Source organism: Kaistella sp. 97-N-M2, from assembly GCF_021513235.1.
Lineage (GTDB): Bacteria > Bacteroidota > Bacteroidia > Flavobacteriales > Weeksellaceae > Kaistella.
Map to the genome: position 1 here is coordinate 1,836,885 of NZ_CP090976.1, position 16,323 is coordinate 1,853,207.

The 16,323-nt window shown below is 40.4% G+C and carries 14 protein-coding genes; 9 read left to right on the plus strand and 5 right to left on the minus strand.

Translation table 11 applies throughout. The features are described 5' to 3' along the window. Positions 1–108: 108 nt before the first annotated feature. Both L0B70_RS08685 and L0B70_RS08690 read right to left on the minus strand, forming a co-directional pair. A complete protein-coding gene (locus tag L0B70_RS08685; protein WP_235141421.1) occupies positions 109–1,668 on the minus strand; it encodes a ribonuclease E/G in 1,560 nt (519 codons plus the stop codon). 377 nt (positions 1,669–2,045) lie between these two features. Then, on the minus strand, positions 2,046–2,336 hold the full coding sequence (locus L0B70_RS08690; protein WP_076384729.1) for an HU family DNA-binding protein: 291 nt from the start codon (positions 2,334–2,336) through the stop codon (positions 2,046–2,048). A 47-nt stretch (positions 2,337–2,383) separates the two neighbouring features. Between L0B70_RS08690 and mutY the strand changes: the two genes are divergently transcribed. The 9 genes from mutY to L0B70_RS08735 all read left to right on the plus strand — a co-directional run bounded on the left by mutY (position 2,384) and on the right by L0B70_RS08735 (position 13,803). Further along, entirely contained in the window at positions 2,384–3,433 is a 1,050-nt protein-coding gene (mutY, locus tag L0B70_RS08695; protein ID WP_235141422.1) for an A/G-specific adenine glycosylase, read from the plus strand. Between the two features lie 64 nt (positions 3,434–3,497). Beyond that, positions 3,498–4,052: a gliding motility lipoprotein GldD gene (gldD, locus tag L0B70_RS08700; RefSeq protein ID WP_235141423.1), complete on the plus strand. Its 555-nt coding sequence runs from the start codon at positions 3,498–3,500 to the stop codon at positions 4,050–4,052. Between the two features lie 106 nt (positions 4,053–4,158). Continuing rightward, a complete protein-coding gene (locus tag L0B70_RS08705; RefSeq protein ID WP_235141424.1) occupies positions 4,159–5,079 on the plus strand; it encodes a PfkB family carbohydrate kinase in 921 nt (306 codons plus the stop codon). A gap of 72 nt (positions 5,080–5,151) precedes the next feature. Beyond that, a complete protein-coding gene (locus L0B70_RS08710; protein ID WP_235141425.1) occupies positions 5,152–6,981 on the plus strand; it encodes a peptidylprolyl isomerase in 1,830 nt (609 codons plus the stop codon). Between the two features lie 65 nt (positions 6,982–7,046). Then, the gene (locus tag L0B70_RS08715) at positions 7,047–8,414 is read left to right on the plus strand and encodes a peptidylprolyl isomerase (protein WP_407929689.1); all 1,368 of its coding nucleotides are present in this window, start codon (positions 7,047–7,049) and stop codon (positions 8,412–8,414) included. 339 nt (positions 8,415–8,753) lie between these two features. After that, positions 8,754–9,095, plus strand: a complete 342-nt coding sequence (locus tag L0B70_RS08720) for a hypothetical protein (RefSeq protein WP_235141427.1) — start codon at positions 8,754–8,756, stop codon at positions 9,093–9,095. Positions 9,096–9,223: 128 nt separating this feature from the next. Further along, the gene (locus tag L0B70_RS08725; protein ID WP_235143579.1) at positions 9,224–10,177 is read left to right on the plus strand and encodes a nitronate monooxygenase family protein; all 954 of its coding nucleotides are present in this window, start codon (positions 9,224–9,226) and stop codon (positions 10,175–10,177) included. Between the two features lie 1,007 nt (positions 10,178–11,184). Then, a complete protein-coding gene (locus tag L0B70_RS08730; RefSeq protein ID WP_235141428.1) occupies positions 11,185–12,561 on the plus strand; it encodes a DUF1800 family protein in 1,377 nt (458 codons plus the stop codon). 54 nt (positions 12,562–12,615) lie between these two features. After that, a complete protein-coding gene (locus L0B70_RS08735; RefSeq protein WP_235141429.1) occupies positions 12,616–13,803 on the plus strand; it encodes a DUF1501 domain-containing protein in 1,188 nt (395 codons plus the stop codon). Between the two features lie 277 nt (positions 13,804–14,080). On the opposite strand, the gene L0B70_RS08740 is transcribed toward L0B70_RS08735, so the two are convergent. The 3 genes from L0B70_RS08740 to L0B70_RS08750 form a co-directional block, all read right to left on the minus strand. Next, positions 14,081–14,539: a hypothetical protein gene (locus L0B70_RS08740; protein ID WP_235141430.1), complete on the minus strand. Its 459-nt coding sequence runs from the start codon at positions 14,537–14,539 to the stop codon at positions 14,081–14,083. 92 nt (positions 14,540–14,631) lie between these two features. Next, entirely contained in the window at positions 14,632–14,964 is a 333-nt protein-coding gene (locus L0B70_RS08745; RefSeq protein ID WP_235141431.1) for a HopJ type III effector protein, read from the minus strand. Between the two features lie 11 nt (positions 14,965–14,975). Further along, complete coding sequence (locus L0B70_RS08750) at positions 14,976–16,310, minus strand: cytochrome P450 (RefSeq protein WP_235141432.1); 1,335 nt, start codon at positions 16,308–16,310, stop codon at positions 14,976–14,978. Positions 16,311–16,323 lie beyond the last annotated feature (13 nt).

The following is a 16,323-nucleotide window of genomic DNA, read 5'->3' on the forward strand; positions in this document are numbered from 1 at the left end:
AAGCAATTGCCAATCTGTTTTAAAGAAAGGTTAAAATTTGCAGCGCGCCGCAAAAAAAACTGCGGTAAATAATGTACCGCAGTTTCTAATTTTGTTCAGAGTTTCTTCTTAGTTGGAATAACTCATCAATTCCGTTTTGTCGGCATTAATCAGTTTGTATTCCAGATATTTAAAAGAATCCCGTGGAATAATGGTAACCCATTTTTTGTATTTTAAAAACCATTTTACCTGAATGCTGAGGAAACCTTTGGTTAAGTAAGCCTCAACGAAAGGATGAACATGCAGAAATATCTTGCCTTTTTCGGTTTGAATAATATTTCGGATCACTTCTTCCATTCGTTCCACCACAACAATTGGGGCGAGAATTTCGCCGTCGATATTGGGGTTTTCTTCTTTGGTTTCTATTTGATTTTCTGGTCGCGTTCGTTGTCGCGTTAGCTGGATGAGCCCAAATTTGCTCGGGGGTAAAATTTTGTGGCGCGCTTTGTCACGTTCCATCTCGGATTTCAGGTGTTCGAAAAGATCTCTGCGATGTTCAGCGTTCGTCATGTCGATAAAATCTACAACGATAATTCCGCCCATATCCCGCAGTCGCAACTGGCGGGCAATTTCGGTGGCGGCCATTTTATTGACGTTTAAGGCATGTTCGTTTTTCGCTGCGTTTCCGGAGGAAATATTGTTACCGGAATTAACGTCGATGACGTGGAGCGCTTCTGTATGCTCGATCACAAGATAGGCACCTTTGGAACTTGGAATGTTAACGTGCTTGCCGAAACTTTGTTTCAGCTGCTTTTCTACGTTATAATATTCCATTAAAGGAATGGGTTTATCGTAAAACTGCACAATGTTTTTTCTTTCCGGCGCAATGACTTCAATGTAGTTTCGCATTTCGTCAACCATCTGCTCATCATCGCAAATAATGGAAACGAAATCTGCATTAAAATTGTCGCGCAAAATAGAGGAGGCTTTATCCTGTTCACTGAGAACTTTACTCGGAACTTTATTTTTCTGAAGGTTTTTGAAGGTGTTCTCCCACTTCTGAATGAGTTGATTCATATCGTTGTGGAGTTCAGCAACTTTTTTCCCTTCGGCCACGGTTCGAATGATTACGCCAAAACCTTCCGGTTTGATGCTTTCGATCAACGTTCGTAAACGCTCTCTTTCTTCCGCATTGGCGATCTTTTTGGAGATCGAAACGCTTCTGTCGAAAGGGATCAGAACGAGAAACCGACCCGTCAAGGAAATCTGGGTAGAAATTCGTGGGCCTTTTGTGGAGATGGGTTCTTTTGTAATTTGAAGAATAACGCTGTCGTCCTTGGAGAGCACTCTTTCGATATTTCCGTTTTTATCGATTTCTTTTTGAACTTCAAAGTTTTTCAACGAAGAATTTTGCTGTTTTTTAGAGATCGTGTCCTGCAGAAATTTTTTGTACGTGAGTAATTGCGGTCCCAGATCCTGGTAATGCAGAAATGCATCTTTTTCGTACCCAATGCTAACAAAAGCAGCATTAAGATTGGGAGCCAGTTTTTTAACCTTACCGATAAATAGATCACCTACCACAAAGTCGCTCTTATCCTCCTGTTCGTGGAGTTCGAAAAGGCGGCCGTCTTCGAGCAGGGCAATTTTAGATTGCGCATCTTCATGTGATATTATCAGTTCTTTCTTCATTTGTAATAGTACGGAATTAAAAAATTTAGGGATTAAGGGATTTAGAATTCGATTCCAAAACTCAATTTTAAAATTTTAATTATTTCTGGATTTTAAGTGTTTTTACCGCGAAAAGGGGCGAAATTTACGGCTCTTAGTCCGTATGCCACTTCTAAATCTGAGGTAAAACAAAAATATAGTCGGTGAAATTTTATACTATATAAAAACACCAACTATATTGTTATATTGTAAATCGCGAATAGATTATTTTTTCTTGTGTCTGTTCGCTCTTCTTCTTTTCTTTCTTTTGTGGGTCGCTACCTTGTGTCTCTTTCTTTTCTTTCCGCTTGGCATAATTTAAATTTTTTTGTTTGTAACTTATATTCTTTGTTTGTTAATTATTTTACTGAAACTTTAGTTTTTACTTTTTCAACGAAGGTTTTCGAGGGCTTAAAAGCAGGGATATTGTGTGCCGGGATTTCGATCGCGGTGTTCTTAGAAATGTTTCTGCCCGTCTTGGCAGCTCTGGTTTTGATGATAAATGAACCGAATCCTCTTAAGTAAACATTCTCTCCGCTATACATTGATGTTCTGATTTCCTGCATGAATGCTTCCACAACCTTCTGAGTTTCATTCTTTTCAGTTCCCAATTTATTTGAGATGGTATTTACCAATTCTGCCTTTGTCATTTCCTTTATTTATTTATATTTTTGGTGTGCAAATATAATAACTATTTTTGAAAACAAAAAAACAAAATGCTGATTTTCTTCACGTTGGTAGGAAACTGCTCGATTGGTACCAAATCCACGGCCGCGATTTACCCTTCCGAAAAACCAACGATCCATACAAGATTTGGATCTGCGAAATTATTTTTCAGCAAACACGCATCGAACAGGGTTTAAATCATTACCGCAATTTTATCGAACGCTTTCCTACCGTTCAACATTTAGCGGAAGCGGAAATCAACGAAGTTCTTTTATATTGGAAAGGTTTAGGCTATTATTCCCGCGCTTTAAATCTTCATAAAGCCTCTTTGCAGATCGTTAACGATTTTGAGGGCATATTTCCGGCAGAATACAATGATATTCTGAGTTTGAAAGGCGTGGGAAAGTACACGGCTGCCGCCATTTCCAGCATCTGTTTTGGGAAGCACATCGCCGCCGTCGATGGTAATTTTTACCGTGTTTTGTCGCGTGTTTTTGCCGATGATTTCGATATTTCCAACTCCAAAGCTTTCGATTACTTTTCAGTACTTGCCTTAAAGATGATGCCCGAAAATGAAGCCGGCCACTTCAACGAAGCCATGATGGATCTCGGTTCCGAAATTTGCAAGCCCAAAAATCCTTTGTGCGGAAGTTGTCCTTTGAACGAGGATTGCCTCGCTTTTAATTTGGGTAAAATTCCTTTATTTCCGGTGAAAACCAAAAAAGCAAAACCAACCAGTTTAGAGCTTACGTACTATTTTGTGGAATACGAAGACCAATTTTTAATCCAACAGCGAAAGGAGGATTTCATCTGGAAAAAACTGTATGAATTTCCAATCGCGGTCCCGGAAGAATTTGAAAGTTACGTTTTCGCGGAGAAGGTTGTTTTACATAAACTCACGCATAAAAATCTAACGATCCATATTAAGAAGACCACCTTACCCTCCGCAAAATTGTTCGCCGATTTTGCCGCGAAAGAAAATTTCACCATTACGGATTTTGAGGAATCTCATGGCAAATCCTTTCCAAAACCGCTGGAAAATTACCTTTCTTTCCTTTATAAAGACATTTATCAGGATTAAGATTGGCTTAATTAGGCTTTTTATTCTCTTTTAGTAATCTAAAACTAATTCGTATTTTTGCGCAATGTTTAAAAAACTCCTGATCATTTTTTTAGGATTGGCTTTAGTTTCCTGTGCCGAAGAGACGCAGCCGAAACCTTCGGGCGACCTGCGGTTAGAGTATCCGACCGCGAAATATGCAGAATTTTCTTCGCCCTGTGATTTTACGTTTGAATATTCCGACTTTGCAAAAATCGAAAATGCGAAAAAGCCGTGCTGGTACTATATTGACTACCCGAAAATGAAGGCCAAAGTCTTCATCACCTATTTTCCCGTTAAAAACGATCTGGCGCTTCACGTAAAAGAATCGGAGAAGATGGTTTACGAACATACCATCAAGGCAAGTTCTATCGACACGAAATCGTTCAGTTATCCCGAACGTAAAGTGTATGGAAACTTTTATGAACTTAAAGGACCCACGGCTTCCAATCTGCAGTTCTTCGTCACAGATTCTACAAGACATTACGTCACAGCCAATTTATATTTCAACTCCAGACCAAAACCAGATTCGCTGGCGCCGGCTGTGGATTATATTAAAAAAGATTTGCTCCATTTGATCGACACTTTTGAGTGGAAGTAATCAGATTCACAATTTAAGGCAAAGACGAGAATCATAAGATGGTTTAAAACTTTTAAATAAAAAAAGAACATTTACAGGGTAACTGCCCATTAATACAATAAAAAATATGAAATTATTAGTCGTAGGATCGGTTGCATTTGACGCCATTGAAACTCCTTTCGGAAAAACAGATAAAATTTTAGGTGGTGCTGCAACTTATATCACTTTGGCATCTTCCGTCCTGAATGTAGAATCTGGCATTGTATCGATTGTTGGCGGCGATTTTCCGCAGTCCGATATGGATATGCTTTCCAGCAGAGGCGTGAACATCGAAGGAATCGAGATCGTAAAAGACGGCAAAACGTTTTTCTGGAGCGGCAAATATCACAACGATTTAAATTCCAGAGACACCTTGGTAACAGAAGTGAATGTTTTGGAACATTTTGATCCCAAAATTCCGGAATCCATGCAGGATGCTGAGATTTTACTGCTCGGAAACCTGCACCCCGGCGTTCAGCTTTCTGTTCTAGAAAAAATGAACACGCGCCCGAAACTGGTTATTTTGGATACCATGAATTTCTGGATGGATTCTGCAATGGATATTCTGCTTCAAATGATTGCAAAAACAGATGTGATCAGCATCAACGATGAGGAAGCGAGACAGCTTTCCGGTGAATATTCTTTGGTGAAAGCCGCGAAAAAGATCCACGAAATGGGTCCGGAATTCGTGATTATTAAAAAAGGAGAACACGGTGCATTGCTTTTTCACGAAGGAAAAATATTTGCCATCCCCGCGCTTCCGTTAGAAGATGTTTTCGATCCAACAGGCGCCGGAGACACTTTCGCCGGAGGTTTTGCCGCCTATTTGGCGAAAAAGGAAGATTTCAGTTTCGAGAATATGAAATCTGCTTTAATCGTAGGTTCGGCAATGGCATCTTTTACGGTTGAAAAATTCGGAACCGAAAGACTACAGGAAATCACAGAAAAGGAATTGGTGGCGCGAATTCAAAATTTTAAAGAATTAACCACTTTCGAGGTAAAAGTTTAACTTTTGGCCCGGCCCTTCATCTCATATTCTTATCAATCCAATTAATTTTCATCTTATAAAGAAGACGGACTTATGAAAAAATTATTTGCTATCGCCTTACTGGCCGCTTTGGGCAATCCCCTGTCTGCGCAGTACATGATCATCGGAAAAGACAGCATTTCTCTGGCTGATTTCAAAAAAGAATATCAGTACGGTCTGGAAAATAACGGAATCGAAAAAACACTCAGCGCGACACAGGATTTCCTTTTGCTTCAGCAGTTTGCAGCACAGAAAAAAATAGATACCACTGCCGCCTTCCGGGAGAAAATGAATGAGAGAGAAGGCGAATTGCGGTCGAAGTTTTTTTATCCGAAAGAAGTCATCAATCCCGTCCTGAACGGCTATATGAAGGATAATCAAACCGAAAAGGAAGTTCAGGTGTTCATCGTTCCAAAAGCCGCGGGAGACACGAATAATTATCTGCAGATTTACAACGACGTTAAGGCAGGGAAAATAACGATGGACGACGCGATTACCAAATATACGAAGGGAAACCCGAAAGCCCTTTTTATTAAACCCGGAAGTGTGGACAATGATCTTTACGCAGAAATAAAAGCAGTGCCCAATAATTCTTACACCAAATTCTTCGACAACACGGGTTTTGTTGCCTTCGCAAAGGTTTTAAATTCCCGCCCAAGCTTAGGATACATGATTTTCGGAACCATTTCCTATCCGAAAGACGCCAATTCCGAAGCCACGAAAGCCAAGATTTATACCGATCTCAAAGCCGGCAAAAGTTTTCAGGATGTTGCCAAATTATACGGAGCGAATGATCACGAAAAGCAAAACGGCGGCGTGGTTATGGGTTCTCCGACGCTTCCGAATGAGGTTTATGCTTTGTTTCAGGGCAAAAAAGCAGGTTATTATACGCCCGAACCGATTCTTTTCGGCGAGAGCTATTTTATTTTTAACATTTATAATGTAGAGCCTTATGTTTTGACGGATAAAAACAGAGAGTTTTTTCTGAGAGATTTAAACAGCGCTCTCTACGGAGAAGTTCTGCAGGATAAAATGATTGCTTATCTTAAATCGGATCCTACTTATAAAGAGTTTCCGGACTATCAAAATGTGAAGAAATCCTATGCGAATTTTGCGCAGGCGAAGGACAACGCGGTACTTTATCAGTATAGAAATCACAAAACAACGGTGGCTGATCTGAAAAAAATCATCGGCGATAAAAAAGCGGAAGCCGAAAAATTAAGTCCGGCTTTTTGGAGCGATGCGATCGAGGGCGTAAACAGGCAGGATCTTCTAAGTTTTTACAGTGAAGATTTTCCGCAGCAGAAGGACATTCGGGCCCAGATGAACGAATTTAAAAAAGGACTTTATTCCGACTACGTTTTTTCGAAATATTTAAATGAAGAAGTAGCCAAACATCCCGAATGGTTAACCGAATACTACAATAAAAACAAAAATAAGTTTATGTGGGGCAACCGTGCGGAAGGTCGGGTAGCCATTATCGCGGACGAAAGCCTCAATAAAGAAATTGAAAAAGGCATTAAAGATCCCAAAAACTGGGAGGTGCTGAAAGCCAAATATTACGGCAAACTCAACGATAAAAAACAAGTGCTCGTGAACTTCGAAAAAGGCGAAATGTCCGAAGATGCAGAGGTTTTCACGAAATACAAAGTGCCGTTCAAACCGGGCGTTCATCAAACAAAAATGGAAGCACGCTCCTTGGTGATCGCCATCGACAAAATTCTTCCGCCGATGCAAATGACGCAAACTGAAGCGGCAGATCTTTTGAAAGATGCCGTAACCGAAGAAAAACTTCAGGAAATAATTAATCAACAGAAAGCCCGCACACAAATCACCATTCAGCCGCAATTCCGTCAGGATTTGGAAAAGAATTTTAAGAAATAATTATAATAAAAAATGCAGGTTATATCGTGGAGAATGATAATTTTGCAAATCGTTAAAAAACCAATATGAATAAGAATATAAAATTCGTCCTACTTTTTTCTTTTGTTTTTTCCTTTTTTGGGGTTAAAATGAATGCACAGCTCAAAACGGGCGACTTGGTTGATGGTATTGCAGTGGTGGTAGGCGACGAAATTATCCTGGAATCCGACATTGAGGATCAGGCGAATTTCTCAAAACAACAAGGTGCAGATGTATCGAACAGATGCGAATTTATCGAAGGCATCATCAGCAACAAACTTCTTATTTACGAAGCCAAACGCGATACTTTAATTGAAAACCGTTCGGCGGCGCTGAAAGAAAACGCCAATCAAAAATACACCCAGATTTTGGGCCAGTTTCCGGATGAAAGAACCATGTTGTCCACGTACAAATTCCGTACTTCTTTCGAAATGAAAAACGCCATCGAAAAAATTGACAGCGATAATTATTACGGACAAAGCAAATATGGCAGAATTACCGATAAAGCCGATGTTACGCCCAATGAGGTAACCGATTTTTTCAACACCTTCAAACAGCAGCTTCCGGAAGTGAAAGACGAGGTAAGTTTATCCCAAATCTCCATGTATCCGAAATTAACGGATGCGCATAAAAACGAAATTATTGCAAGACTCAATAAAATTAAAGCCGATATTTTAGCCGGCGAAACCTTCGAGAGCCAGGCCAGAATTTACTCCGAAGATCCGGGTTCTGCCTCCAACGGCGGGTTATATACCAATATTTCCAAAGGAAAAATGGTAAAACCTTTCGAGGCAGCCGCACTCAATCTGCAGGAAGGCGAAATGTCCGATCCTGTAGAATCCGATTTCGGCTATCACCTTATTCAGCTCGTGAAAAAGAGCGGTAAAAATTACGATGCGCGCCACATTCTGTTGAAAGCAGAACCCAACGAAGCGGAAATCGCCACGGCGAAAAAAGAACTCGACAGCATCAGAACTTTAATTATCGACGGTAAAATGACCTTTAAAGAAGCGGCCTTCCGTTTCTCCGATGATAAAAAAACCAAATTCAACGCCGGTGTTCTAACCGCAGAAGACGGCAGCGACAGACTTGAAAAACTGAACCTTCCGCCAACCATTGCTTATCAGATTGCTGGTTTAAATGTGGGCGACACCACCGATGTTTTTACGGACACCGTGCCACAGGACCGAAAAATTGTTTCCATCATCAAAGTCGATGGCGTTATTGCGGCGCACCAATTGGATATCGCGACGGATTACGACCGCATCAAGCAAATGGCGCTCAACAAAAAGAAAAACGAAATGGTCGAAAAATTTGTGAAAGAAAAGTTGCCAAACACTTTTATCTCCATCAACGACCGCTATAAAGACTGTGTTTTCAAAACCGACTGGCGAAAAAGCACCGAAACCAAATAAATTAAAATCTCTGCCCCGCGCAGAGATTTTTTTTGTCTCCAACGAGTAAAAAAGCTTTTGCAAGAAAAAATACCAAAATGCAAGTGCTGTTTTTTAGGAGCAACGAAATTCTCAATTCTCCGAAAAACCGTACCCGCTTTCATTCCAATCTTTTTCTTTTTTTGAGAAAAAGAAAAAGGATTTTCCCTTCAATCGGGGCTGGAATTTCAGGTAGTTTTTCTTCCCCTAATAACCAGTTGCGGAAATTGCTACAAAATATTTTCCGGGGTTTTTTGGCATCATTCATTTCAAAATTGTTTAAATTTATCCCGCTTAACAATTAATGACGCCGAAATAGATATGGAACAACTGAACGATCTCGAATTTGAACTTTTGCAGGGTTTGCTTCTAAAATATCCCTCCTTAAAATCGCATCTTCCATATCTGCAGGTTAAAGATCGTACGGTTACGAAAACCGGACTGACTGTAGATTTCGAATACCTAAATTTTGATGAAGCAATCACTTTCGAAGATATTAATGCCCTTTTTAGCGCTGGCGAAAACATTGAAATGAAAGGTTTGAAGCAAGGTTTAGGCTATGTGATCGATATCACCGACGGTAAAATTTCTTACCTGGAATTCGTAACGTACGGCGAAACCTGGAACGGAAAAGCCGGTTCTTATAAAATTGTCAAAACGTAAACTTTCTGAAGACAGAGTGCGAAAAGTGCCTTTCTTTCGGAAAATGCGCACCGTTATTTTTTCCTTTTCCCCGAAATAATTAAATTTACGCAATGAGCAATTTTTTAGATTTTGGGGTCGCCAAAAAAATGAAAGAAGTAGAAGATCAAAAAACCAGTATCACCGGTTTGTTTGGCATTAAATATCCCATTATTCAGGGCGGAATGATTTGGCATTCCGGGTGGCGCCTGGCTTCTGCGGTTTCCAATAACGGCGGGTTGGGATTAATTGGTTCTGCAAGCATGTATCCCGATATTCTGCGCGAAAATATTCAGAAATGCAAACAGGCTACAGATAAACCTTTTGGTGTCAATATTGCTTTACTGTACCCGAATTTGGAAGAAATTATTCAGATCATCCTGGAGGAAAAAGTAAAGATTGTTTTCACCTCCGCCGGAAGTCCAAAAACCTACACCGAAATTTTACAGAAAGAAGGCCTGAAAGTAGCTCACGTGGTTTCCTCCACCAAATTTGCGGTGAAATGTGAAGATGCCGGCGTTGATGCCATCGTTGCGGAAGGTTTCGAAGCCGGCGGGCATAACGGTCGTGATGAAACCACAACTTTTTGCCTGATTCCAAACGTTAAGAAACATATTTCAAAACCCTTAATCGCTGCGGGTGGAATCGCCTTGGGTTCGCAGATGAAAGCCGCCATGATTCTCGGTGCAGACGGCGTTCAGATCGGGTCCCGCTTTGCGGCAACCCTGGAAGCAAGTTCTCACGAGAACTGGAAAAACAAAATCATTTCCCTTGGGGAAGGCGACACGCATTTAACCTTGAAAGAACTTGCGCCCGTGCGCATGGTGAAAAATAAATTTTACCACGATTTAGAAAATCTTTACGAAACCGGCAGAAATGTAGAAGCTTTGAAAGAAACCCTCGGCAGAGCGCGGTCGAAAAAAGGCATGTTCGAAGGTGATTTGGAAGAAGGTGAACTGGAGATCGGCCAGGTTTCGGCTTTAATCGACGAAATTTTACCTGTAGAAAAGGTCTTCGAAAATTTACTGAGAGAATATCGTGCGGCTTCCGTGCTGGAAATTTAACCACAAAGTCACAAAAGCTTTCTGAATTTTTAGTGTAATGCATTCAATTTCCGAAGGAAATCTTAATTCCCTTAATTTCTTCATCAAAAACTTAATGGTTTAAGTTTTTTTCAACCACAAAGTCACAAAAGTCTTAATCATTAAAGTTGCGGCAAATCTCGAACATTTCCGGTCAAGATGTTCAGCAAAAATCTTAATCACCTTAATATCTTAATGGTTTAATCACAAATAGTTTAACCACATTAGTCACAGAAGTTTTCGCTTTCTAAGTTTTAAAAGATCACATTAGCTATGGTCACTTTAAGTTAATGCATTCAATTTCCGAACGAAATCTTAATTACCTTAACTCCTTCACCAAAAACTTAATGGTTAAAGTTTTTTTCAACCACAAAAGTCACAAAAGTTTTCTGAAAGACGATGAAACTTCGCGTCAGAAATGTTTCAGCAAAAATCTTATCACCTTAATATCTTAATGGTTCAATTACAAACTGTTTAACCACATTAATCACAGAAGTTTTCGCTTTCTAAAATTTTAAAAGATTACAAATAATTCTCAGCTTTTTGTGTAAAGCATATAATTTCCGAAGGAAATCTTAATTCCCTTAACTCCTTTATCAAAAACTTAATGGTTAAAGTTTTTTTCAACCACAAAAGTCACAAAATTTTTCTGAAAGACCATGAAACTTCGCGTTAGAAATGTTTCAACAAAAATCTTAATCACCTTAATATCTTAATGGTTCAATTACAAACTGTTTAACCACATTAGTCACAGAAGTTTTTGCTTTCTAAAGTTTTAAAAGATCACATTAGCTTCGGTCACTTTAAGTTAATGCATTCAATTTCCGAAGGAAATCTCAATTCCCTTAATTCCTTCCAAAAACTTAATGGTTAAAGTTTTTTTCAACCACAAAAGTCACAAAAGCTTAAAAATTTTCTGGAATAACCTTTTTTCCGCTCCCCACTTTAACCTATCTTATTTCTCCCCATCCAACGTGCAAATCGTTCCGATGACCATTCCCCAGTTCCAAAAAAATAAACATCTGCTTTTACGCGCCGGTTTCGGGCCGGATCTCACTCAGCTCGAAACACTGACCCAAACTTCCCTCGACAGCATCTGGAAAAATTTAATCAAAATTCATCCCTTCCAACCCATTGTTTTGGACGGCGCCGTTGAAGAATTCGATTACCAAAAAGTTGCAAAGCTGAACGCCGAAGAAAAGAAAGAAATTCAACGAAAAAACCGCAAAAACAATCTCGAAATCAATTGGAAGTTTCTTGATCAAATGGTGCATTCGGAGGATCAGTTGCGGGAAAAAATGGCGTTTTTCTGGAATGGTCATTTTGCCACGCGCGTGGTGAATTCCAGGTTTAACCTGCAGCTTTTAAATACGATCCGCGAAAAATCGCTCGGCAATTTCGGCGATTTATTAAAAGCCGTTTCTCAAAGTCCGGCCATGTTGCAGTTCCTTAATAATCAACAAAACAAAAAAGGCCATCCCAACGAAAATTTTGCACGCGAAGTCATGGAGCTTTTTACGCTGGGCCGTGGAAATTATACCGAAAAAGATGTTCAGGAAGGAGCACGAGCCTTTACGGGCTGGAGTTATCTGCCCAACGGAAATTTTTTCGAAAGACCCAAGCAACACGACTTCGATACGAAAACATTTCTGGGAAAATCGGGGAACTTCGACGGTAATGATGTTCTGCAGATTATTCTGGGTCAAAAAGCCACGTCTACCTTCATCGTTACTAAAATCTATAAATTCTTCGTGAATGAAAAGGTAAATCCGAAAATCGTTCAGCATTTAAGTGAGCAGTTTCACGCCTCGAAATATGATATCAAAGATTTAATGACGGAAATTTTCACGGCGAAATGGTTTTACAGCGAAGAGAATATCGGCAGTAAAATTAAATCGCCCATCGAACTCATGGCGGGCATCATGCGCACCCTTCCCATGGAAATCGCCAAGCCGGAAAATCTGATTATCTATCAAAAACTCCTCGGACAAATGCTTCTTTACCCGCCGAATGTTGCGGGCTGGCCCTCCGGAAAATCCTGGATCGACAGTTCAACCCTAATGTTAAGATTGCAGCTTCCGCAGATCTGGTCCGGATTAAAACCGCTCGAAGTGCAGCCCAAAGCCGATGACGACGTGGATATGGGTTTGAAAAAACCGCAGAATTATGCGAAAGGTCTCAAAAATCCCGGGATCGTTATCGACTGGAATTTGGTGGAGGGCACCTTTAAATCGAAAAATATTTCCGACTATCTCCTCCAGAAAAAGCCGGTATGTTTAGATAAAAGTCTGGCGCAGTATTCGGGATCATCAGTCAAATCGAAAGTCATTAATACCATGTCGACGCCGGAATATCAAATGATGTAGTCTTAAGAAACCCCCTCCATAACTCAGTTTTTCAATCACTCAAATACGCTTACAATGCTGCTTATAAGACGCGACTTTTTAAAAGTTTCTTCCCTCGCAACCGCTTCACTGATGATGCCGAATTTTCTGAAGTCAATGACTTTGCCGGAGGCTTTGGCGAAGGAAAATCGCATTCTTGTCGTGCTGCAGTTCAGCGGCGGCAACGATGGCCTGAATACGATCGTTCCGACGCGCAACGACATTTATTTTCGGGAGCGCGAGAATATCGCCATTAAAGATGCGCTTAAACTAACCGATGAAGCTGGAATAAATCCCGGATTAAGTTATTTTAAAGAACTTTTCGACGGTGGCGAACTGGCGGTTCTGAACAATGTCGGCTATCCAAATCCGGATAAATCACATTTTCGAAGTATGGATATTTGGCAATCTGCGAGCAGAAGTGACGAGTTTTTAGAGACGGGCTGGGTCGGAAGATATTTGGACGAAGCGTGTTATAAGTGTGATCATCCAACACAAGCATTAGAAATTGACGATATGTTGAGTTTGGCTTTAAAAGGGAAAGAGAAAAAAGCATTTGCCTTCAAAGATCCGCAGCGAATGTACCAGACCTCTCAGGAAAAATATTTCAAATCGTTGTATGAGTCGCACGATCATGCCGACGAAACCGTAGAATATCTCTACCAAACGATGGGGTCGACCCTCAATAACGCCGGCTATATTCTGGAAAAAAGCAAAAGTAAACAGACTAGCGGCAATTACCCGGATACGGCTTTGGGAAAGGACTTCAGGAATATTGCCTCGCTCATCAATTCCGATATCAACACGAAGGTCTATTATCTTTCCGTCGGAAGTTTTGATACGCACGTGAGTCAAAATCAGCGTCAGACGCAGCTTTTCACGGAAATCAATGACGCGGTGAAAGCCTTTGTAAAAGATTTGAAAGCCAACGGTCGGTTTGACGATGTTTTGTTGATGACCTTCTCTGAATTTGGGCGCAGGGTTTCCCAAAATGCCAGCAGAGGAACCGATCACGGCACGGCGAACCAAATGTTTTTTGCTTCGGGAGGTTTAAAAAAGAAAGGAATTCTGAACGCCTTGCCTGATTTAAGTATACTCAGCGACGGCGATCTTATTTATACCGAAGATTTCCGGAAAGTCTATGCGACGGTGCTGAAAAACTGGCTGGGCGCAGATTCGACCAAAATTCTGGGCTGGAAGAACGGACTTTACGATTTCATCTAAATAAAAAAACCTCATTTTCAAATGAGGTTTGGTTTTTCAGCTTATCGTGTTGGGACGCTGGTTCGTTTTTTACTTTGCAGCTTTTTCATTACGTACCCAATCGCCAGCGGCGCTACCAACATCAGCAGCCTTCTAAATATTGTCTTTTTCATAATAATTTATTTGAAACTGAAATTGCAATAAGTTGGCCAAATGCTTTTAAATTGTAAATCTAAATTCTACTGACGTGCGTTTAATTTCAACGAATCTGACAATAAATCTTTTATCTGATTAGCAATTATTTCTTTTCCAACCTGAACTGCTCCAGAAGATTCTTGAATTTAGAAATCCTGGAGTAGTTCGCCTGATCCTCAAACCCATTGATGATGGAGTCTGAGCCGACTGCCGTATGAACAATAATTTTTTGATCGGCACCGTCAAATGGCAGTTGACTTGGCCCATCTTTTACCTTTTTAAAATCTGCAAGATTAAAGGCCTCCACCAGATTATTCCATCTTTCTGCTGAAATTTCGTAGGTGTTTTTCGTGGTTTCATTATCGTTCATCGTGGTATAAGTCGTCTGATAAACATTGCCTTTCGTAACGATTACTTTTTCAACGTAACCCCGCATACCGCCGTAATTGGACCATTCGACCTTTGTTAGGGTGTCGCCGGCATTTTTTGAACTGAATGTGCTTTGGCAATTTTGGAATGTTAAAGCAAATGCCGCAAGGATGAAATAATTTTTTAAAACCATGTGATTGTTTTGAAGGTGTTATTGTAGGGAGAGTAGCGCACTTAAAATCCTGCCAAAGTCGTGGTTATCAAGTCTGAACCCAGAATAAATCCTTATTTTTTCCGCAGCGCCTCGCCTTCAAATAAAATCCCCTCCCAGCCGGACTGCATGAAATTTCGGATATTTTGGTGGTCCTTTCCGGCCGGGTTTTGCAAAACATCAGTTCTGTAGAAATCGCCAAACAGAGATAAAGTCTCCTCTGCTGAGAGCTTATTCAACTGTGCGAAACTGAAAATTTTGCAGGAACCATTATTTTCATTGGCTTCATTTACCGTATTTCCATTGGTGAATTTAGTGGGCGTGAAATCGTAATGTTCATCGATATAGGAAATGACTTCTTTGAAATCGATGGTTTTGGGGGAGGTTTTTATTTTGGTGAGCAGCATATTGTTTATGTTTAATGGTGCAGGTTGGTGATGATTTTCCCGCGGAGTTCAACTGGTCGTAAAGTAATCAGCGCGATGGTTTTCATTTCTTTCGTCTCCAGTTCCAGATCGTATTTTTTATAAAATAACCTCAGGAAAAGAATCATCTCCATGTAGGCAAAATGTTCGCCGATGCAGTATCTTGCGCCATTACCAAAGGGAAAGTAAGGTTTATTCTTAATATCTTCCTCCAAAAATCTTTCGGGCAGAAAAGAGTCGGGTTGCTCCCAATAAGCAGAGTTTCTGTGCATATCATACATCAAAAATTCTACGATCGTGCCTTTTTCCCAGGAGAAGTCTTTGAAAGAATCATCTTCCAAAGCCACGCGGTCAATGATCCACGCGGGCGGATACAAACGCAAAGATTCTTTGATGATGGTCATTGTTTTTGAATTTCCAAACAAAGTTTTTAAGGCTAAAAAATCTTCGCCGAGATTATCGATTTCCTTTATGAGCAAGTGCTTTTCGTGCTCATCATTTTCGATTAAAAAGAGGGTGAAAGCCAACGCATTCGCCGAAGTTTCATGTCCGGCCACGAAAAGGATAATGATCTCGTCGATCAACTGTTCCATCGCCATGGGTTCGCTGCTGTCTTCGTATCTGCTGTTCAAAAGATTTTGCAGGATGTCATTAAATTCACCCGTTTCATTTTGTCTTTTCAGAATAATTTCGCGGAAAACCGCGCGCATTTCCTCGGACAGTTGGAGGTGTTTTTTCAGCTGTCCCGAAATTTTATACCAGGACATCAAGAATGGTTTTCGCACTTCTTTGATGAACATTTTCTGAATTTCCGTGATAGAATCTGAAATCCTCAGGATCTGCGTATAGTCGATGGAATTACCAAATAAAGTTTTGGCGATGATATTAAAAGTGAGACTGTTGGTCATCCTATAAAGATCGATGGTTTCGTCTTTTAGCTGACTTTCCAGGATGGCGTTGATCTCATCGATCATGGTTTGACGCAGCAGTTCAATATTTTTGGTGCTGAAATTGGGCTGCACGAGGCGGCGTTGTTTCAGCCAGCTTTTGCCCGTATTCGTCAGTAAACCTTTGCCCAGATATTTCCCTAAAACATGGGTTTGAATGGCAGATTTCTCATAATTCTTTTGGTTCTTCCGCAACACATAATCAAACAGGTCGGGATCGCGGCTAAAGACAAAACGCTTTTTCACCAAAAAAGAATTCAAGGTATACGTTTCTCCCAAGTCCTGAAAATTCTTCGAAATAATAGCGATCGGATTGCTGTTCAACTTCAGCAGGGTTTTCCAGATATTTTTCTCGCTGACCTTTGGGGGATAGTTGTACACGGGTATGTTTTGA